This is a genomic window from Halobacillus sp. Marseille-Q1614 (assembly GCF_902809865.1).
Taxonomy (GTDB): Bacteria; Bacillota; Bacilli; order Bacillales; family Halobacillaceae; genus Halobacillus_A.
This window is the reverse complement of the sequence record NZ_CADDWH010000001.1, coordinates 366,311-386,693: the sequence shown is the minus strand read 5'-3', so window position 1 is coordinate 386,693 and position 20,383 is coordinate 366,311. Positions and strand designations below refer to the sequence as shown.

Sequence of the window (20,383 nt, the reverse complement as noted above, 5' to 3'; positions counted from 1 at the left end):
TTACCAATTATTTTTCTGAAATTTTTTCCAGAGGTTTAGCATTTCCATATACATGTTTAGGAGTACCGCCGTTGTACGCCCATTTTACGCCGTTTTGGATAACTTTTTGTACGTCTTTGTGATAGTAGGTTGGATAAGTTTCATGTCCTGGACGGAAGTAGAAAATCTTCCCACGGCCGCGCTTGAACGTCGCTCCGCTTCTAAACACTTCTCCGCCTTCAAACCAGCTGACAAATACGAGCTCGTCAGGTGTTGGAATATCGAAATGCTCTCCGTACATTTCTTCCTTCTCAATATCAATATACTCTCCAAGACCTTCGGAAATCGGGTGAGTTGGGTCTACTACCCAGATACGTTCTTTATCATCAGCTTCACGCCATTTCAAGTCGCATCCCGTTCCCATTAGCTTCTTAAATACTTTAGAGAAATGAGCAGAGTGAAGGACGACAAGCCCCATTCCATCAAGTACACGCTGTTTTACTTTCTCAGCAATCTCTTCTTTGACTTCCTCGTGAGCTTTGTGGCCCCACCATACGAGAACATCCGTATTATTTAGTACTTCATCCGTTAAACCGTGCTCTTCCTCATCTAACGTAGCTGTGCGTACGATATGATCTTCTTCTTCAAGAAACCCGGCAATTGCGCCGTGAATACCTTCCGGATAAATATCTGCTACCACTTGATCTTCTTTTTCATGTCTAAATTCATTCCATACTGTTATGTTCATTTCTCTCTCTCCTTTGGTATTGATTTGTTATTGAACAATTTTGACAGCTTTGCAAGATTCCCTTTCCACAATAGTAGTAGGAATAATTACACCTCTTTTTAAAGCCGAAGGATCACGTAAAATATCTATTAAACTATTGGATGATTGGAAGCCCAGCTGGTATGGATTTGTATCTACTGTTGTTAAAGGCGGATTGGCCAGCTTAGCAATCATTGTATTGTTAAACCCGATAATGCTTACATCATCGGGCACTTTTAAATTGTGCTCCTGAAAGGCGGATATTACTGTTAATCCGTTATAGTCATCTGTTACGAGTAATGCAGTAGGCCGATTGGGAAGCGCCATCAGCTCACTGACAATCTTCTTGCCATTTGTTATAGGATTATTTAAATCCATGCTGAGAATAAATTGATCTGCTTTCTTGATTCCATTATCTTTGGCAGCCTGTTTAAATCCCGTAAGCCGATCTTTTGCAACCTCAAATTTCAAATCGCCGCCGATAAAGCCAAGTCTTCTATGCCCCAGGTTAATAAGGTGATTGGTTGCTTCTCGACTGGCCTCTACATTGTCGTTATCGACGTACATATGTTTATTTGCTCCAAATAACGGCTTACCTACTACTACAAAAGGAAAGTTACGTTCCATTAAATAAGGAACAACTGGATCGTCTTCCCTTGAATACAAGACAATAATTCCATCTACGCGTTTGCCTTGAACCATTTTAATGACATCCTGGAAGATCGCTTCCTGCGATTCACCCGTTGTTAAATTAATACTGTAATCCTTTGCATGACATGAACCACTTATCCCCTTTAGAATTTCGGAGAAGAACGGGTTCTCAAATGAATGAGTTGCTGAGTCCTTCATCACAATCCCAATTGTTTGCGTAGACTGTCGGACGAGAACGCGGCCATTAATGTTTAAATGGTAGCCCATTTCTTCCATGACTTTCCGTACTCTTTTCTTGGTGTCTTCGCTGATTCTTGGGCTGTCAGATATTACTCGGGAGACAGTGGATGGAGCCACATTTGCTTGTTTTGCAACATCTTTGATAGTGACTGACAATTTTCATCCACTCCTTAACTATTATTTAACAGCACCTTCAGATACTCCCTGAATGATTTGTTTCTGGGCAAAGAAATAGCCGATGATAACCGGAATGATTGCAATCGTTAATCCAGCCAGAGCTAAGTGCCATTGCTTCGTATACTGTCCGAAGAAATAGAACATTTTCAAAGGAATCGTTGCATTTGACTCATTTAGTACTAGAGAAGGAAGGAGATAATCATTCCAAATCCAGATAACATTTAAGATTCCCACCGTTACAGAGATTGGTTTGAGCAGAGGGAAAATGATAAACCAGAACAATTGGAAACGGTTAGCTCCATCAATAATCGCAGCTTCATCCATTGATTTAGATACCCCTGTCATCGCCCCATGATATAGGAAAATGGAAAGACTGCATCCAAAGCCTAAGTACATGAAAATTAATCCACCGGCGTTTAACATGTCCGCCTGGCCAAACAATGCAATAAGCGGGATCATAACCGACTGGAACGGAATAAGCATCGCAGCTACAAATACGAAAAACATGAATCCGCTCAGCTTACTTTTATTCCTCTGCAGGGCATACCCGGCCATCGCTGAGAAGACGATAATTACCGCAACACTTAAGACAGTAATCATAACCGAGTTAAACAAAGATTTAAGAAACTCTAAGTCGATAAAAGCTTCTACGAAGTTTTGAGTAATCCACTCTTCAGGCAATCCCAGTACGCCTGAAAAAATATCTCGCTTTGTCTTAAAAGCATTAACGATCATTAGATAAAACGGGGCAATCCACAGAAGACCCAGGATAATCCCCAGCACTTCGATTGAGAATAAATTTCTTTTTTCATTGTTTTTCTTCATTACATCTCAACCTCCCGCTTCTTGTTGTAATACACTTGGGTTAAAGCTACGACGGATACAATCAAGAAGAAAATAACGGCTTTCGCCTGGGCATATGCCATGTCATTATCTGAGAAAGCGGTATTTACGATGTCCATTGCCACCATTTCTGTCTGGTTGGCCGGTCCCCCATTCGTAAGGGACAAGTTTTGGTCGTAAATTTTAAAAGACATAGAAAGCGTTAAGAACATGCTGATTGTGAATGCAGGTGCAACTAAGGGGAAAGTGATATTTTTAAATCTCTGAAATGCACTTGCCCCATCAATCTTAGCGGCCTCGATTAAGTCTTTTGGAATATTCTCCAGGTAAGCAATATAGATAATCATGATGTAGCCTGCCATCTGCCAGCACGTTAAGATGACGATTCCCCAGAAACCTGTATTGGCAGTTGATAACCAGCCATTAAGGCCTTCAATTCCTGTAAGGTTTGCGATGTCACCAAACACGCTGATAAAAATGAACTGCCAAATAAAACCGAGAATCAATCCGCCAATTAAGTTCGGCATAAAGAATATAGTTCGCAGCAGATTGTTTGATTTAATATTACGAGTAACTATTAAGGCAAGTGCCAGTCCGAAAATATTAAGTAAAAATACGGCTACTACAGCAAATTTGGTAGTAAACCAAACTGCGTTGATAAACCCTCTTTCCTGAAATAGGTTAATATAGTTCTGCAGTCCAAGGAATTCTCCTGCTCTTAGCCCATTCCAATCTGTAAAGGAATAAATAAATCCATAGATGAAAGGGATAACAACGACGATACCTAAACCTAAAATTACCGGAGCCATGAAGAGCCAAAAAGCAAAGCTTTTATTTTTCATGCGATAACCGCCCTCCTAAATTGAATGCGCTATGTATAGCGAAATTTGTGGAATATTTTATGAGATCGATTTCATAACATTTGAAACATCTCATCTATTAGGCTGTTTATACTTATAAACAACTTAATAGAAAAGATATTATGGAAGTCAACAAGAGTATGTTCCAACCCTTGTTGACTTAAAATTATTATTGACGGGAGCTTTCCCAATCTTCAATTGCTCTCTTTTCAACTTCTTCCCAAGTGATATCTCCACCAAGGTAGCTTTGCATCGCAGTTCCTAAAGCATCTTCCGTCCAGCCAGTCGGAGCTCCTAGGAAGACCCATCCTAATGTATTGCCATTAGATGCATATTCATAGATTTCTTTAGAAATTGGATCAGCAATCTCTTGATCTTCATATCCTTCATAAGCAGGGATAAACTTGAACTGTTCGGTTACAAACTTCTTGCCTTCTTCAGATGTGTACATCCAGTCTAAGAAGTCTTTACTTGCTTGCACAACTTCATCTCCAGACTCTTTGTTTACTACCCAATAGTTTGGCACTCCTACAGGAACTTTGCCTTCATATCCTTCAACAGGAATTGGAAGTAGTCCTACATTGTTTTCAGCAAACTCAGGGTCCATAGATTCGATCGTGTTATACACCCAGTTTCCTTGCTGAATCATTGCTACGTTACCAAGAGAGAAATGTTCTTCTACTTGTTGAGAATAGTCCAGGCTAAGTACAGGCTGGATAGAGTTTTCTGCTTGAAGATCAAGGAAACGCTTCATTTGATCGCCCATTGCAAATTCTACAGTTTCTGCTTCATAAGCTTCCTGAACACTGTGGTTAAACTCATCAGCAAGGTAAGTGTTCGCTAAGTGGTTACCCATAACCCACTTTTCTTTTCCTGGTAGAGCGAATGGTGCTTCAATTCCTAAATCTTCTTTCTGCTCATCGATCGTTTGTACTGCTTCTTCTAAATCATCCATTGTTTTAATAGATTCTGGATCAACACCAGCTTTTTCAAATATTTCTTTATTGTATAAGATGCCGTATCCTTCCTGGTTAAACGGAAGACCTAGAATCTTATCGTCTCTATCAACTGAAGTAAGAGTACCTTCAAGCGCGGCTCCTGCTGCTTCAGTGTCAGAAAGGTCTGCTAAGTAATCCTCATATTCGTCTACATCTGTAGGGCCGCCTACGTTGAAAATATCAGGCTCTTCACCAGATGAGAATGAAGTCTTTAAAGATTGGCCGTAATCATTACCGCCGCCTACTGTTTTAACGTTTATATTAACGTCAGGATTCTCTTCCTCATACATGGATACCAGTTCTTCAAACTGATCCTTAAATTCTACTTTAAATTGAAAGACATCTACTGTAACTTGATCTTCAGATGCTTCTTCAGAACCTCCGGAAGAAAAAGAACATCCCGCCAGAACTGTTGTTGCTAACGCAGCAGAAGCTAATCCAGTAAACAATTTTTTCTTCATGTAACACACTCCCCTATTTTTTCTGTGTAACAATGAATTGAATGCGCTTCCAATATCCACTGAAAAATTTATGGAACCAGCTAAAGATTACTAGTTTCACATAATAATAATAGTAATGCATGCAGAGTGCACTCGTTTGCATTTACACATGCGTCACCGTGCACAAAACTGCGAATACGCTTAACTATTATTGATATAAACAATGAAAGCGTTTTGTGAATACGTTTGCACAAATTCATTAAATAAACTATAACATGGACAATATTTAAACACAACATGATTTTTCGAAATATTTTTCACTTATCTAGAAAACGCTTTTATAAGAATAAAAATAATATATTGGCAAATTTTGCTGAATGTTTGGTTTTCTGAAATTTATTATGTATGATCGAAGTGTATATCTATTACATAGAAAAGAGGGATTCATAGAATGGCCATTCCAACCGCAGTACAGCTATATACGTTAAGAAAAGAAACAGAGAAGGATTTTGAAGGTACGTTAAGAAAAGTAGCAGATTTGGGATTTGCCGGAGTAGAGTTTGCCGGGCTCGGAAGCTATACCGCTTCTGAAATGAAACAGCTTTTAGACGAACTTGGATTAAAGGCCGTATCTAGTCATGTTCCATTAGAGCAAATCAAAAATAACCTCACTCAAGTAATTGAAGTTCAAAAAACTTTGGGCAGTGAGTATATTGTCTGCCCATATTTTGAACCTGAGGGCGAGGCGGATTACATTAAGCTGATCGGTGTTTTGAAACGTGCCGGGGAGATGTGTCGCCTAGAAGGAATCACTCTTTGTTACCACAACCATGATTTTGAATTAGACAAGCTTTCTGATGGAAGGACTGCACTGGAAACTATTTTTGATGATGTAGAGCCAGCAGATTTAAAAGCTGAGTTGGATATCTACTGGCTGCAAAAAGCAGGACAGGATCCCGCAGCTTGGATCGACCGCTACCAGGGACGAACGCCGCTCATCCACTTAAAAGATATGACGACAGATGAAGAGCAGTTTTTTGCCGAACTTGGAACGGGCGGAGTTGATCTCGAGGCTGTATTAACTAAAGGTGAGGCTGCCGGTGTAAAATGGTGGATTGTCGAGCAGGATGCCAGCCGTCTAACCCCTCTTGAGAGTTTAGAAATAAGCATAAATTATTTGAAGAAAAAAGGAATCGCATAAAAAAGGAACAGCCTTAAAAGCGGCTGTTCCTTTTTTCTTATTTCGCTGCTTTCTTATTATCCTCCGCCTTTTCTATTGCTAAGAGGAATTTTTCTTTATAGATTTCTTTATTAAAATTTTCTTGTATAAACGCTGCTGCTCTCTCTCCCATCTCCTTGGTTCTTTTAGGGTTTTGGAAAAGATCAATCATTTCATCAGCTAGTGCATTGATGTTTTTATCTTCCACCAGCTTTCCTGTTTCATTGTGCATGATTAAATCTTCAGGGCCATACCTGACATTATAGCTGACAACAGGCGTCCGGTTTGCCGCGCTTTCTAATACTGACAGGGCAAAACCTTCGCTTTTAGAAGTAAGAACAGAAAACAATCCCCGTTGATAAACATCATCTGGATCATGAGTATATCCTTTAACACTCACATGGTCCTCGAGATTTAGATCTATTATTAGCTTTTTCAGCTTTTCTTCTTCTGTGCCTGTTCCCCAGATTTCCAGCTTAGCATGCGGGACAGCTTCTGCTACTTTTTTAAAAGCTTTGATCGGATGATCTATTCTCTTTAAAGTAGATAACCTGCTGACAACGACAGCGGTAGTTGGATCGGTTTTATCGTCTTTAGTCAACAGCTTTTTAATTCCATTTTTCTGTTTGCATTCATGATAATGAGGCACCGTATGAAAGAAGTCTTCACGGCCAAACCTTTTAATTAAGTCCTGTCGCTGCTGTTCTGTTAAAACAAGGGCTCCGTCATAGTTATCGAGATTTTCAATCCCTGTTTTAACCTTCGTTGCAATTTCACCATTCTGGTCAAATGGATAGTGAACATGGCTGCTGTGGAGACGCCACAATTTCACAGAAAGACTGCTGTCAACTTTAGCTAGAATTTCATCTGTGCTTCTTGTATCAGAAACAATCACTGGATCTTTATAGTTTTTTAACAGCTGGTTAACCCAGTCTGTTTTAAATTGTACCGAACCATCTCTATATTTTTTCGTCACTTCACCGGTTTTTGGGTCGAATTTATTAATACGTGTCAGCTCACCCGTATTAGGGTTAACCCACTCAGACAGGTAAGCATTGCCTTTTTGATTATAATAGATGATCTGGCAAGGTTTGTTTTTTTGAAAATCCATGTAGCTCACACGTTTAATGTGTCCTTTAGGATCGTATTCCTCCCGCTTTGTCCGGTATCTATTTTCATTGAAATAATCGATAAAGCGAAGATGATCATCTTCTCCGTAATCAATGTATTTCACATACATTCCGTTTTGATAGATACGATAAGCATTTTTTCCTTTCCGCTTATCGATCACTCCTCCATCCGCCAGATCCTTAAGCGTAGCCTTCTTCAATGTTTTCCGGCTGGGGTTTTTGTTAATATGGCCGTCCAGTTCTTCATATTGGTTGAGGATCGTTACCTTCGGATGGATCTTGTCCATTTCAATCAGTTCTTTACGGATACCAGGGTAGTTGAGGTTATAGTTAAACGTCAGCATATAAACTTCAAAGCCCATTTCAGCAAACGTAGAAGCCTGCTTTAAAGAAGCTTTTGTTAAACCGCCGCGTACTAAATCAATAGAGTTCATGAGAAAGAAAATAGGCTGTTTTTTGTCCATGATTTCACCTGCTTATTATGAATTTTCTAAAATGATTCGTAAGATGTTAGTTATTTGCACGTGACATCCTTTTAATTCCCCATTTTCTAAACCATAAACAATGTCAATTCTCACCTTTCCCATAGGGAAGTTTATGTCCATAAAAAGGAAGCCTGATCGCTTTCAGTTTTAACAGCCCCTAATAAAAAAGAAGCGGGATAAGTCCTGTTTCTTTTTAAAGCCTCTTTAAAGCCATTGCCTTTCTCATCTGTGCAATCGCCTGTTTTCCTTTACTCTGCTGGGCTATCATTACATTCGTATATAAAGCATCAATGATACTCAACTGTGCAATTCTAGAAGAAAATGCTTCTGAACGAAAGTCGGTTTCCTCCGAAACGGTATAGAGGCAAATGTCAGCCTTCTTCGTTAATGGCGATTTAGCGAAGTTTGTAATTGCAATTGTTTTTACATGACGGTCTTTTAAAACCTGCAGCACATCTAAAGAATCCTTTGTGGTCCCTGAGTGGGATATTATAATCGCCACATCTTCCTCTGTCAGCTGGGAAGCAGACATTAACTGCATATGGGAATCCAACTGTGTCCCTACAGGTATACCTGTCCGGATAAATTTGTGGTAGCTGTCCAATGCTACGGCTGCGGACCCGCCGCAACCGTAAAACTCCAGTTTTTTTGCCCCCAGAATTGACTGGACCGCTTTCTCCATTGAGGCCCCGTCTAGAATCTGCAGCGTGCTGTCGAGCGTTTTGTTATTAGAACGAAATACCTTCTCAGATACGGTCCCGATACTGTCTCCATCTGTAATTTCCTCGTGAATGTCTTTAATGGGCGTTACGATTTCTGCAGCTAAGGCTATTTTAAAAGCCTGATATCCTTTAAAACCTATTCTCTTACAAAAACGAAAAACGGTAGATTCAGCCACACTTAACTCATCTGCCACTTGGTTGATTGTATGATGAATAATGATTTCGGGATTATCCAAAATGTAATCGGCAATTTTTTTCTCTTTATCGCTGAACCTTCCATAATGACTTCTAATCCTGGCTAAACCATGCTGGGCTTCATTTTCCATAATAGCGACACCTCTGTTTAGTTCATTAATACTATTATATACGAAAAAATATTTTATAAATATGTTGTATATGAAAAAAAATTTGATATAATTCTCGTTAGATAAAAAAATATTCTTTTTCTAACAGGAGGAACAACTTATGAAAATTGGTATGGTTGGCCTGGGAAAGATGGGCTTTAACTTAACCTTGAACTTACTTGACCATCAACATGAGGTGGCGGGTTTTGATAAGGACGTTACGATAAAGGAAAAAATTTCGAACGAAAATTTTTCCTTTGCCGATTCATTAGAAAACCTCATCCGAGAGCTGCCAAAACCTAGAGTCGTTTGGCTGATGGTACCAGCGGGAGATATAACTGAAAGTACAATTTCTGAACTAACGAAACATCTCGAACCTGGCGACATGATAATCGATGGCGGAAATTCCAATTACAAAGACACTCTTCGTCGTTCAGAAAGCCTTGAAGAACAGGGAATTTATTTCTTTGATTGCGGAACAAGCGGCGGAACTGATGGAGCTCGTGAAGGTGCCTGTACTATGATTGGCGGTCATCCTGATAAATTTAACCATATTGAACCCATTTTTGAAGACGTTTGCATAGAAAATGGTTACCTTTATACAGGCAAAACAGGAAGCGGTCATTTTCTGAAAATGGTTCATAACGGAATCGAGTATGGCATGATGCAGGCGATTGGCGAAGGTTTTGACATCCTACATAAGAGTGAATTCGATTATGACTATGAGCAAGTTGCCCGGGTATGGAACCACGGATCAGTTGTCCGCTCCTGGCTGATGGAACTGATGGAACAGGCGTTTTCCAAAGATGCCAAATTGGAAGATCTTCGAGGAATTATGGATTCCTCAGGTGAAGGAAAGTGGACGGTGGAAACAGCGCTTGATCTGCAGACCTCTGCTCCTATTATCGCCCTCTCTTTAATGATGAGGTATCGTTCCCAGGAAAATGACACTTTTTCTGGAAAAGTCGTCGCAGCTTTACGAAACGAGTTCGGAGGACATGCTGTCGTTAAAAATTAAGTTTTTATTCATTTTGAAAGCGTTTAAGGAGGAATTGAAATGTCAGATGTATCGTTAATTTTTGTAGCCATAACTGGTATATTTCTATTGTTATTTTTAGTAATTCGAACAAAACTCCATGCCTTTGTTGCCCTATTGCTTGTAAGTTTAATGGTAGGTATCGCCGCAGGAATGCCCCTTGGTGATGTTATTGGTTCCATGGAAGCCGGTATGGGAGGAACTCTTGGGTTCGTTGCCATTGTTGTTGGTTTAGGTGCGATGTTTGGGAAACTCCTTGAAATTTCAGGAGGAGCGGAAAGACTGGCTCAAACACTAATTGCGAAGTTTGGGGAAGATAAAGCTCAATGGGCACTGGGAATTACCGGTTTCCTTGTAGCTATCCCTGTATTTTTCGACGTAGGTTTTATCATCCTTGTACCAATTGTTTACGGTTTGGCAAAAAAAGCAGGAAAGTCTGTTTTATACTATGGGATTCCATTATTAGCTGGTTTGGCTGTTACCCACAGTTTCATCCCTCCTACGCCAGGGCCGATTGCTGTTGCTGATTTAGTCGGTGCCGATCTTGGCTGGGTTATCCTATTCGGTGCCATTGCCGGTTTACCTGCAATGATTCTAGCAGGCCCTCTTTTTGGACGATACATTGCTTCAAAAATCAATGTAGGCGTTCCTGATTATATGGAAGGTGACAATGAAGAACCGAAAAAAGGGTATGACAAAGAACTGCCCGGGTTTGGCCTGATCGCCAGCTTAATTCTAGTTCCATTAGTGTTGATTCTTGTGAACACGATTTCAGATGTATTACTCCCAGAAGGAAATACTTTTAGAAGCATCGCTACGTTTTTCGGCCATCCGTTTGTGGCTTTAACAATTGCGACTTTACTTACCTTCACTTTCCTTGGTACTAAGCGAGGCTATACACGCCAGGATGTTCAGGATATTGCTACGAAAGCATTAGAACCAGCCGGTATTATCATTCTTGTAACCGGGGCCGGTGGTGTATTTAAACAAGTACTAATCGATTCTGGTGTTGGTGATGTATTAGGTAATATTATGATCGAATCCGCTTTACCACCTGTTCTGCTTGCGTTTGTGATTTCAACGGCCGTACGATTGGCCCAAGGTTCTGCAACGGTAGCTATGGTAACAGCAGCCGGATTGATTTCTCCGCTGATTGAAACGTTAGGCCTTGATGGACCTATGCTTGGTTTATTGGTAATCTCTATTGCTTCCGGGGCTACTGTTTTCTCTCACGTTAACGACTCCGGTTTCTGGCTCGTTAACCGCTATTTCGGACTTGATGTAAAAGATACTTTAAAATCCTGGACTGTCATGGAAACCATCATTGGTTTTGTAGGATTTGCAGTTGTATTCGTCATCAGCTTGTTTATAGCGTAAAATAAATGATAACTAAAAAAGGGATAGCCTCGTCTATCCCTTTTCTCTGCAAAAAAAATTAAGTTTGATGGAGGTTAAACTCATGCAATCCTATTACTTAGGTGTTGATATTGGCACCACAAGTACTAAATCTGTACTTTTTAATAAAAAAGGAGAAGTGCTGGCGCAGCATACGATAAATTATCCTTTACATACACCAAATCCTTTAGTCGCGGAACAGAATCCAGAAGAGATATTTGAGGCAGTTCTTGGAACGATAAGAGATACCATTCGAAAAAGCGGTGTGGCGAGCAGTGAGATTCAGTTTGCTTCTTTCAGTTCTGCGATGCACAGCCTAATCGCTGTAGATGATAACGGTGCTTTATTAACGAACAGCATAACATGGGCGGATACGCGAAGCGCCGCCTATGCAACAGACATTAAAGAGAATCAAAATGGCCATGAAATCTACCTTCGTACAGGAACACCGATCCATGCGATGTCTCCCCTGTCAAAATTAGTCTGGCTGAGGACCGAAAAGCCGGAGATATTTAACAAGGCTGCTAAGTTTATTTCGATTAAAGAATACGTATTCCACAAGCTTTTTGGAGATTATATTGTAGATCATTCGATCGCTTCAGCGACAGGGTTATTTAACTTAAAAGGTCTTGCCTGGGATGAAGAAGCTCTTCAAGTAGCCGGGATTACAGAAGAACAGTTATCGACATTAGTCCCCACAACCCACTATGTTACGGGCATGAAAAAAGAATATGAGCAGTTCTTAGGGCTTGCTGAGAAAACACCGTTTATTGTCGGAGCCAGTGATGGTGTATTGTCTAATTTAGGAGTCAATGCCATCGATCCAGGGGTTATTGCGGTAACGATCGGTACAAGCGGTGCGATCCGCAGTGTAACCAGTGAGCCTAAAACCGATCCAAAAGGAAGAATCTTCTGCTATGCTTTAACGGAAGACCACTGGGTCATCGGCGGACCTGTTAATAATGGCGGAATGGTGCTTCGCTGGCTGCGCGATGAGTTTGCGGCAGCGGAAGTTGAAACAGCAAAGCGCTTAGGAATCGACCCTTATGATGTGCTGACAAAAATAGCAACCAACGTAAACCCGGGTTCTGACGGCCTGATATTCCATCCATTCCTAACAGGAGAACGAGCTCCATTATGGAACTCAAGTGCCCGCGGCTCCTTCTTCGGCCTGAGTATCCACCATGAGAAACAGCATATGGTTCGTGCCGTACTGGAAGGGATTATTTACAACCTTTATACCGTATTGCTGGCCTTAGAAGAACTAACGGGAGAACCGAGACGTATTCAAGCAACCGGAGGATTTGCACGATCAACCGTCTGGCGACAAATGATGACTGATATTTTTGACAAGCCTGTCGTTGTTCCTGAAAGCTATGAAAGCTCCTGCTTAGGCGCGGTAGTGCTTGGCATGTATGCTACTGGAGAAATTGATGACTTCAGCATCATAACCGATATGATCGGCACCACTCACACTCATGAGCCAGAGCCAAGTACATCTTCCATTTATCGGGAACTGCTGCCGATTTATATTCGCCTTTCTCGTTTATTAAACGAAGAATACGATTCAATTGCAGAATTTCAGCGAAAACATATCCAATAAACAAAAACTCCCTCTGAGGGAGTTTTTGTTGTTTTTATGAGAATAGATGTATGTATGAAATAGATAAGTGAAGCGTTTATCGAGCTCCGCAATAATGGTTTTTAGAAAGAGAAAAAAGGCCGCGGAAGGCGAGTGGTATTCTCTTCCACGAGACTTCTCTACAAGTTTAAAAACTCCCTCCTATTTAATTGGAAGAAGTTTTTAAGCTTTCTCAGATAAGTGTTTTAAATAATACTCAAATGTTAGATCTGCAAGCATCACGAGTGAAGATCGGTTAGATACATCATATCCTTCATATGCAACCTTCTGAACAGGAGCACTGACGGACTGGCTGCACATTTTATACAGCGGGCTGTCAGGGTTGTTCGTTATCGCTGCTGTATCAATATTTAAGTGTTCCAACTTTTCACAGGCATTAATTAATGTTTCCGTTTCACCACTGGATGAAATAAATATAACGAGATCATCCTGACTGATCCAGTTACTAATTAGATCGATCATATGTGATTCATAAATGTAAGTCGAAGACAAATTCATTTGCATTAAACGTTTGCTAAGGTATTCTCCAATCATCTTGGTCAATCCTACAGATAAGATGACAATCCGCTGAGCCTTATCAATAGAGGAAGCAATATTCTTTAAACTTTCTGGACTCAATTGGGATAAGCTTTGCTGCACATCCTTCATATATCGCATAATTGGATCGATTTCTTCTGGTAAGACATCTGCCTCATAATTTTTCAGCAAAAATTTAAGCTCCGAAAAACCTTCCAGACCCAATTTGTGACACAGCCGAATAATAGTGGTGGTGCTCACACTATTTTCCTCTGCCATCTTAGTCAAAGGCATAGTCTTTGACTCCTCAAAATGATGCTCAATATAGTAAAGCACTCGCTTCTCTGAGTGTGTTAGCAAAGGAATCTTCGTCGAAAATTCATCAAGTAAAACTCCCACCTAAAAAGCCCTCCTCTGGCAAAACTATTTAGAGTATAGCATTAAAAATGTACAATTGTACATTTTCTGTACAACCATCACCCTTCTACCTGTGATAAAACTAAATTAGGGAATGAAAACACTTACAAAAAAATGAAGCAAAGAGGTGACTGGAATGAACTTAGCACAGATGACGGATCAAGCTCTTGTTCGGTTTGATTTATTAGACACTAATAAAAAAGATGTCATTTGGAAATTAACTGAGCAATTATATAATGCTGGTTATCTTTCCTCAAAAGAGGATTTTTATCATGAAGTACTGGAAAGAGAAAAGCTCTCAGCTACGGGGTTTGAAGCAGGACTTGCGATCCCACATGGCAAATCTTCAGCTGTTAAAAAGGCTGGCTTTGCAGTAGCTCGTCTATCCAATCCGATAGATGATTGGGAAAGCATCGACCCTGATAATAAAGTAGAGCTAGTCTTTTTACTCGCTATTCCAGAAGGAGAAGCTGGTTCTACCCACTTAAACTTGTTAGCTGAGTTAAGCACACGGCTAATGGATAAAAGCTATTATGAACAGCTCATGAAAGCCCAAAACCCAAATGAATTTATAAAGGCATTAGATTATCAATCCGATAATTCAGATCAAGGAACACCTCAGGACACTAACCAGACTGTTCTTGTTATTACAGCCTGTGCGGCAGGAATTGCTCACACTTATATGGCTGCCGAAGCTATGGAACAAGCCGGTAAGAAAAAAGGCATCCGCGTCTTTTCAGAAAAGCAGGGCGCCAATGGTCTAGAAGACGAACATACGAAAGAAATGATTGAACAAGCAGATGCTGTCGTCTTTGCAACAGACATTTCTCCTAAAGGGAAAGAACGCTTTAAAGGACTTCCATACGTACAAACCAGAGTTGCCGCTCCCCTTGAACGCGGAGAAGAACTGCTTGATAAAGCTTTAAATAACCCTGATGGAATTATTGAAGGAAATGGTTCCAAAGAGGAAGAAACTACTTCACGGCAAAACCAAGGATTCCTTGCAGAAATGGGGCAGGCGATCCTTACGGGTATTTCATATATGATTCCAGTTATTGTTGCAGCAGGTTTAATGATGGGAATCGCTAAATTAGGAGCTATTCCATTTGGACTTGTTAACGAGATCAATGACCAGAGTTATGCCACTTCTGACAATGAACTTTTCGTTATCTTACATCATTTAGATAAATTCGGATTTTTGATCTTTCAGTTTATGTATCCTATTTTTGCTGCTTTCACTGCCTACTCATTGGCTGACCGAACAGGGATTGTTCCAGGTTTTATCGGCGGGATGTTCGCTGCAGGTGTCCACTATAAGTATTGGGGAATTGAAGAGGGTATTCCTTCCGGCTTCCTCGGCGCTTTAATTCTAGGATTAACCGCAGGTTATCTGGCAAGATTCTTAAATGAAAAAATTAAGCTCAATAAAAACTTCCAAGCCATGAAGCCGATGTTAATTATTCCGGCTATAAGTGTATTATCTATTTTCTTATTGAACTTCTATGTTGTAGACCCGGTTTTCGGCGGGTTAAATGAACTGCTGCGTACAACGATCGAGTCAGCGCAAGAATCAGGAGAAGTCGTACTATCTACGATTATTGCAGCGGCTACAGCCTTTGACCTTGGCGGACCAATTAATAAAGCAGCCGGTGCCATTGCGATCGGATTAGCAGCAGACGAAATTTTCCCATTAACAGCACGTGTGCTCGCCATAGTTATTCCGCCAATTGGTTTAGGACTGGCTACGGTATTAGACCGTTTCGTGGTAGGTCGTCGTGTATTTGATGCGAACTTGCGTGTTGCAGGAAACACTTCTATCCTGCTCGGTTTTATCGCGATTAGTGAAGGGGCTATCCCATTTATGCTGAGGAACCCTATCATCACCATTCCAATTAACATTGTCGGTGCTATTATCGGTTCAGTCACAGCCGTTCTCCTTGGAGCGGTACAGTGGTACCCGCTTCCAGCCTTCTGGGGATGGCCGCTGGTCGAGAATATCTGGTCCTATTTAATTGGCCTTTTCGTGGGTGCACTATTTATTGCTCTTGCGAATATCTTTATTCGTCACGCGCTTATTAAAAAAGGCCGTATTAAGATTTAACACAACCATAGATGTGCAGCCTGTCTGAGTAATCCTCAGACGGGCTGCCCTTATTAAAGGAGGATTTTTTAATGACTAAGAAACGCGTTTATATCGTTCCTCACTCCCACTGGGACAGAGAATGGTATTTTACAATAGAAGATTCCAACCTGCTTCTTGCAGAAAACCTTGATCACTTAATAGAGCTTTTGGAAGAGAACAGTGATTTCCATGGCTACATCTTTGATGCTCAGATTTCCATTGTAGACGAATATTTAAAAGTACGGCCTATGAATGCCGAAAGATTACGCGAATTGGTTACGAAGCGCCGAATCTTTGTCGGGCCATGGTACACCCAGGCTGATTCCCTTCTAGTCCATAAAGAATCCCTGATAAGAAACCTTCTTTATGGTGTGAAAGGCGCTAAAGAAATGGGACATTCCTTAAACGTCGGCTATCTCCCGGATATCTTCGGCCAGAATCAGTATCTTCCTTCTATTTTTAAAGGATTTGGAATTGAAAATTCTATCTTACAGCGTGGGATCTATACTGATGAGTTAGATGAGAATACAAACTTTCTATGGGAAAGTCCCGATGGTGAAAAAATTCCTGCCAACTTAATCCCACTAGGATACGGTCCTGGTAAGTTTCTTAGTTCTGATGAAGAATTTTACGAAGGCCGTCTCCTCCCGATGCTGGATAAGTTAAATAAAATGAATCGTGATTCCAGCCATTTATTACTTCCATCTGGAGGCGATCAAGTACTCGTCAGGGACCACTTCCCAACTACAGTGAAAGAATTAAATAAAAAAGGCAGTGAATATGAATTTGTGCTGTCTGATTACGAAACGTTCATGAAGGATACGTGGGAAAATAGTAACTTTACTCACACTGTTAAAGGTGAGCTCATCGGGACCGAATCAGCCCGAATTCACAGCACTATCGGATCTCAGCGTTATGACTTAAAACAGTTAAATGACAGAGTGGAACATAAAATAATTAATCAGCTGGAACCTTTAGCTGTTATCGGCCAAAGTCTGGGCTTACGCTATCCACAGGAATGGCTGGACGTTATGTGGAAGCAGCTGTTTGACGTTCATGCCCACGACAGCATTGGAGGCTGTAATTCAGACGATACGAATCATGATATTAAGCAGCGTCTCATCAAGGTTGAGCGTCAAGCTGATGGTTTAATGAACCTGTTAAAAAAACAGATGACAAAAGCTGTACAGAACCACGTCCAAAACGAAGAAATCGTCGTTTTCTGGAACACCCAGCCAAAGACTTATAAAGGGTTTCTTGAAGCTGTATTATTCACACGCTCTCCTCATGTTGGAATCCATTCCATAGAAGGAGAAGCGAAAGACATTACATTCATAGATCAGGAGTATTTAAGCGGCGGGAAAAAAATAGTAGTGACAGCCGAAGGAGACAAGGAAGTTGAAATCCCTGGCTACTACCGTACCAGAGTACTGATACACGATACGAAACTGCCTGCTCTTGGATATTCTACTTTTTATGTAAGGGAAAATGAGAAAGGCGAGTCCCTGCAGGCAGCCAGTCAAAATTATATAAATAATAACGCCTATACTGTTACTTTCAAGGACGGAACCTTATCTTTAAAGGAAAATTCTTCGGGTCTGACCATCGAAGACTTTATTCAGTTTGAAGATACAGCAGATGCCGGGGACTCTTATGATTATTCCCCTCTTGAAGGAGATGCTCCAATTTTAACTGGTGCAGCTGAGGTTCTATCTGTTGTGCATTCTAATGTAATGGACAAGTTAACTGTTAGACACAGTCTGAATCTGCCCAAAGACTTGGAATCTCGTAAGCAACATAAAGCAGAAGTCCTTTTAACTATTGATACAGAAATTGAACTTCGCGAAGGTGAGTCTTACGTTCGAATGAAGCATGTGATAGATAATAAAGTGAAAGATCACCGAGTGAGAGCAGTTATTAAGTCACCAGCTTCTCAGCCGGATCTTTCCTTTAGTGACCAAGGTTACAGCTTAATCCAACGTCCTGTAGTAAATAAGCGTATGGAAGATTGGCGTGAAAAAGGATATAAAGAAGCTCCTGTACCAATCTATAAAGTAGAACAATTTGCCGGCATTTTAAATGAAAATGGGTCCCTTATGGCATTTACTAAAGGAATAAAAGAATATGAGGTATCAGGAAATCATCTTTCATTAACTTTATTTAGAAGTGTAGGTTTGCTGGGACGTGATGATTTACTATGGCGTCCGGGACGCGCATCAGGCATTAACAACAAGGTAGTGACAACACCTGATGCCCAAATGCAGACAGAAATGACATTCGAATATGCTCTTCAGCTGTCCTCAAACAAACTGAGTGAAAATGAATTATTTACAACCGCTGATCATTATCGTGAGCGTTATATTTCGTACCATTGGCAGGATCTCAATACATTCGAAGAACGCCTAGATCGATTTGAGATTCCTTACCCTATTAACAGCCTGCCTGCGCAGTACTCTTTAGCTGAAGTGACCGGGGACCTCTTTGTAAGCTCTATTAAGAAATCCCATAATGATAACAGCTGGATCATCCGGTTATTCAATCCTGACCATCAACCTAAGAAAGTAGAGATTTCTACAACTGGCAAAACTAGATTAGTGGACTTAAAAGAAGATCCAATCGAAGGCGATTATGTTGTCCAGGCGAAAAGCTTTCAAACGATTCAGCTAAGTAAGGAGGCGCACAATGAATAAATCACAGCTGCTAAAAAATATAAAACAACACCTTGAAAAAATTTATGACAACGTAGAAGGAAAAGATCTTGAGGCGTTTGAAGATTTAATTGAACGCTGGGCAGAAGAAAAATGGGAGCCGGCAGAAGCTCCTTCCGAAAAGAATGTATATTTAATTACCTATGGAGACAGCGTTTATCATAATGAAGAACCGACACTTCCGGTTCTTCATCGTTTCTTACAACAAGAAGCGGGTGATCTGATCACGGATGTTCACCTGCTCCCTATGTTTCCATACACTTCAGATGATGGTTTCTCTGTAACAGATTATCGTGTCGTTGATCCGAAGCTCGGTGACTGGAATGATATCAAGAGCTTTTCTCGCGACTTTCGTATGATGTTTGATTTTGTTGCGAACCACATTTCAAAATCAAGCCCTTGGTTTAAGGGGTATTTAAATGATGATCCTAAATATAGAAACTACTTTATTGCAGAAGATCCCTCATTTGATACAAGTCAGGTTGTTCGTCCGCGAACTTCTCCCCTTTTTCACAACTATGAAGGAGGGAAAACCGCCTGGACTACATTTAGTGAAGACCAAGTAGATGTGAACTTTAAACATCTTCCGGTTCTTGTAGAGATGACGGATATTTTACTCGAATATGCCTATAATGGAGCATCGAGTATTCGTCTTGATGCGATCGGATTTATATGGAAAGAATCAGGTACCTCTTCTATTCATTTGCCGCAGGCCCATGAAATTATTAAGCTGTGGCATACGATTCTTAATGCGTTTAAGCCCAATACACAAATTATCACCGAAACGAATGTGCCTCATCAAGAAAATATCAGTTATTTTGGCGGAGGAGCAGATGAAGCGAATATGGTCTATCAATTCACCCTCCCTCCCCTGGTTCTTTACAGTTTGATAACTCACAATGCCAAGAAGCTGTCAGACTGGGCAAAAACCATTGATAAGGTGTCAGATCAAGCCACGTATTTTAACTTTCTTGCCAGCCATGATGGTATTGGCATGCGTCCGACAGAAGGTATACTCACTGAAGAAGAAAAGCAAAGTCTAGTGGAGCAGGTAAAAAGAAACGGAGGGGAAGTCTCCTATAAAAGTAATCCAGATGGGACTCGGTCCGTTTATGAGCTTAACATTAATTATTCAGAAGCTCTTATTAATGCCGAAGAAGATGTAACGGAAGATATCCAAGTGAAGAAGATGCTGGCAGCACATTCTATTCTCTTATCAGTCATTGGGGTTCCTGCCATCTATTATCACTCCCTGCTCGGTTCCACCAATGATTATAAAGGGTTAAAAGAATCAGGTATTCCACGGCGGATTAATAGAGAGAAACTATCATATAATTCTATTAAAGAAGAGCTGGTTTCTAATAGCCGCAGATCAGCGATTTTTAATGGCCTCAAGGAAATGATATCTGTTCGCACGAAGGAAAGTGCCTTTTCTCCATATGCCCGGCAGGAAATTGTGGAAACCGATGAACGGATCTTCAGCTTAAAACGGATCAATGAGGAAACGCAGGAGGAAGTCTTTTTCGCTGTTAATACTTCTATAGAAACTGTCAAGATCCCTCACCCTTACACAAGAGAAGGAAAATCTGATGTATTAAAAGGAAATGCCTCCGAAGATATGATCATATTAGATGCTTATGACTTCATTTGGTTAAAACGTTAACATAAAAATTATGTTACAATGCCGATAGAG

Annotated in this window: 15 protein-coding genes; 7 read left to right on the top strand and 8 right to left on the bottom strand. The window is 40.6% G+C overall.

The window, feature by feature from the left end; all coding sequences use genetic code 11:
• Positions 1 to 7 precede the first annotated feature (7 nt).
• The 5 genes from HUS26_RS01835 to HUS26_RS01815 all read right to left on the bottom strand — a co-directional run bounded on the left by HUS26_RS01835 (position 8) and on the right by HUS26_RS01815 (position 4,975).
• The gene (locus tag HUS26_RS01835; RefSeq protein WP_173915537.1) at positions 8 to 727 is read right to left on the bottom strand and encodes a ThuA domain-containing protein; all 720 of its coding nucleotides are present in this window, start codon (positions 725 to 727) and stop codon (positions 8 to 10) included.
• A gap of 27 nt (positions 728 to 754) precedes the next feature.
• Positions 755 to 1,792, bottom strand: a complete 1,038-nt coding sequence (locus HUS26_RS01830) for a LacI family DNA-binding transcriptional regulator (protein WP_173915536.1) — start codon at positions 1,790 to 1,792, stop codon at positions 755 to 757.
• Positions 1,793 to 1,813: 21 nt separating this feature from the next.
• Complete coding sequence (locus HUS26_RS01825) at positions 1,814 to 2,638, bottom strand: carbohydrate ABC transporter permease (protein ID WP_173915535.1); 825 nt, start codon at positions 2,636 to 2,638, stop codon at positions 1,814 to 1,816.
• Positions 2,638 to 3,498 carry a carbohydrate ABC transporter permease gene (locus tag HUS26_RS01820; RefSeq protein ID WP_173915534.1) on the bottom strand — a complete coding sequence of 287 codons (861 nt, stop codon included), beginning with the start codon at positions 3,496 to 3,498 and terminating at the stop codon, positions 2,638 to 2,640. Before HUS26_RS01820 ends, HUS26_RS01825 begins: the two co-directional genes overlap by 1 nt.
• Positions 3,499 to 3,685: 187 nt before the next feature.
• On the bottom strand, positions 3,686 to 4,975 hold the full coding sequence (locus tag HUS26_RS01815) for an ABC transporter substrate-binding protein (protein WP_173915533.1): 1,290 nt from the start codon (positions 4,973 to 4,975) through the stop codon (positions 3,686 to 3,688).
• 430 nt (positions 4,976 to 5,405) lie between these two features.
• On the opposite strand from HUS26_RS01815, the gene HUS26_RS01810 reads away from it, so the two are divergent.
• Complete coding sequence (locus tag HUS26_RS01810) at positions 5,406 to 6,155, top strand: sugar phosphate isomerase/epimerase (RefSeq protein WP_173915532.1); 750 nt, start codon at positions 5,406 to 5,408, stop codon at positions 6,153 to 6,155.
• A gap of 37 nt (positions 6,156 to 6,192) precedes the next feature.
• Here the strand turns inward: HUS26_RS01810 and HUS26_RS01805 are convergent, their stop codons facing one another.
• The gene (locus HUS26_RS01805; RefSeq protein ID WP_173915531.1) at positions 6,193 to 7,767 is read right to left on the bottom strand and encodes a glycosyltransferase; all 1,575 of its coding nucleotides are present in this window, start codon (positions 7,765 to 7,767) and stop codon (positions 6,193 to 6,195) included.
• A gap of 214 nt (positions 7,768 to 7,981) precedes the next feature.
• A complete protein-coding gene (locus HUS26_RS01800; protein ID WP_173915530.1) occupies positions 7,982 to 8,836 on the bottom strand; it encodes a MurR/RpiR family transcriptional regulator in 855 nt (284 codons plus the stop codon).
• A gap of 139 nt (positions 8,837 to 8,975) precedes the next feature.
• Between HUS26_RS01800 and gnd the strand changes: the two genes are divergently transcribed.
• From gnd to gntK, 3 genes are all read left to right on the top strand, one after another.
• A complete protein-coding gene (gene gnd, locus HUS26_RS01795) occupies positions 8,976 to 9,872 on the top strand; it encodes a phosphogluconate dehydrogenase (NAD(+)-dependent, decarboxylating) (RefSeq protein WP_173915529.1) in 897 nt (298 codons plus the stop codon).
• Positions 9,873 to 9,911: 39 nt separating this feature from the next.
• Positions 9,912 to 11,267 carry a gluconate:H+ symporter gene (locus HUS26_RS01790; RefSeq protein ID WP_173915528.1) on the top strand — a complete coding sequence of 452 codons (1,356 nt, stop codon included), beginning with the start codon at positions 9,912 to 9,914 and terminating at the stop codon, positions 11,265 to 11,267.
• An 82-nt stretch (positions 11,268 to 11,349) separates the two neighbouring features.
• Entirely contained in the window at positions 11,350 to 12,888 is a 1,539-nt protein-coding gene (gene gntK / locus HUS26_RS01785; RefSeq protein WP_254434116.1) for a gluconokinase, read from the top strand.
• Positions 12,889 to 13,089: 201 nt separating this feature from the next.
• On the opposite strand, the gene HUS26_RS01780 is transcribed toward gntK, so the two are convergent.
• Entirely contained in the window at positions 13,090 to 13,842 is a 753-nt protein-coding gene (locus tag HUS26_RS01780) for a MurR/RpiR family transcriptional regulator (protein WP_173915526.1), read from the bottom strand.
• 154 nt (positions 13,843 to 13,996) lie between these two features.
• On the opposite strand from HUS26_RS01780, the gene HUS26_RS01775 reads away from it, so the two are divergent.
• The 3 genes from HUS26_RS01775 (at position 13,997) to HUS26_RS01765 (ending at position 20,353) form a co-directional block, all read left to right on the top strand.
• Positions 13,997 to 15,961, top strand: a complete 1,965-nt coding sequence (locus HUS26_RS01775; RefSeq protein WP_173915525.1) for a fructose-specific PTS transporter subunit EIIC — start codon at positions 13,997 to 13,999, stop codon at positions 15,959 to 15,961.
• 71 nt (positions 15,962 to 16,032) lie between these two features.
• Complete coding sequence (locus tag HUS26_RS01770; protein WP_173915524.1) at positions 16,033 to 18,672, top strand: glycoside hydrolase family 38 C-terminal domain-containing protein; 2,640 nt, start codon at positions 16,033 to 16,035, stop codon at positions 18,670 to 18,672.
• A complete protein-coding gene (locus tag HUS26_RS01765) occupies positions 18,665 to 20,353 on the top strand; it encodes a sugar phosphorylase (RefSeq protein ID WP_173915523.1) in 1,689 nt (562 codons plus the stop codon). The genes HUS26_RS01770 and HUS26_RS01765 overlap by 8 nt, the downstream gene beginning before the upstream one ends.
• The last annotated feature ends 30 nt before the right edge of the window (positions 20,354 to 20,383 follow it).

Coding starts and splice junctions, on each gene's coding strand:
- HUS26_RS01835 (WP_173915537.1), bottom strand. CDS start 727: ATGAACATAACAGTATGGAATGAATTTAGACATGAAAAAGAAGATCAA.
- HUS26_RS01825 (WP_173915535.1), bottom strand. CDS start 2,638: ATGAAGAAAAACAATGAAAAAAGAAATTTATTCTCAATCGAAGTGCTG.
- HUS26_RS01820 (WP_173915534.1), bottom strand. CDS start 3,498: ATGAAAAATAAAAGCTTTGCTTTTTGGCTCTTCATGGCTCCGGTAATT.
- HUS26_RS01815 (WP_173915533.1), bottom strand. CDS start 4,975: ATGAAGAAAAAATTGTTTACTGGATTAGCTTCTGCTGCGTTAGCAACA.
- HUS26_RS01810 (WP_173915532.1), top strand. CDS start 5,406: ATGGCCATTCCAACCGCAGTACAGCTATATACGTTAAGAAAAGAAACA.
- HUS26_RS01805 (WP_173915531.1), bottom strand. CDS start 7,767: ATGGACAAAAAACAGCCTATTTTCTTTCTCATGAACTCTATTGATTTA.
- HUS26_RS01800 (WP_173915530.1), bottom strand. CDS start 8,836: ATGGAAAATGAAGCCCAGCATGGTTTAGCCAGGATTAGAAGTCATTAT.
- gnd (WP_173915529.1), top strand. CDS start 8,976: ATGAAAATTGGTATGGTTGGCCTGGGAAAGATGGGCTTTAACTTAACC.
- HUS26_RS01790 (WP_173915528.1), top strand. CDS start 9,912: ATGTCAGATGTATCGTTAATTTTTGTAGCCATAACTGGTATATTTCTA.
- gntK (WP_254434116.1), top strand. CDS start 11,350: ATGCAATCCTATTACTTAGGTGTTGATATTGGCACCACAAGTACTAAA.
- HUS26_RS01775 (WP_173915525.1), top strand. CDS start 13,997: ATGAACTTAGCACAGATGACGGATCAAGCTCTTGTTCGGTTTGATTTA.
- HUS26_RS01770 (WP_173915524.1), top strand. CDS start 16,033: ATGACTAAGAAACGCGTTTATATCGTTCCTCACTCCCACTGGGACAGA.
- HUS26_RS01765 (WP_173915523.1), top strand. CDS start 18,665: ATGAATAAATCACAGCTGCTAAAAAATATAAAACAACACCTTGAAAAA.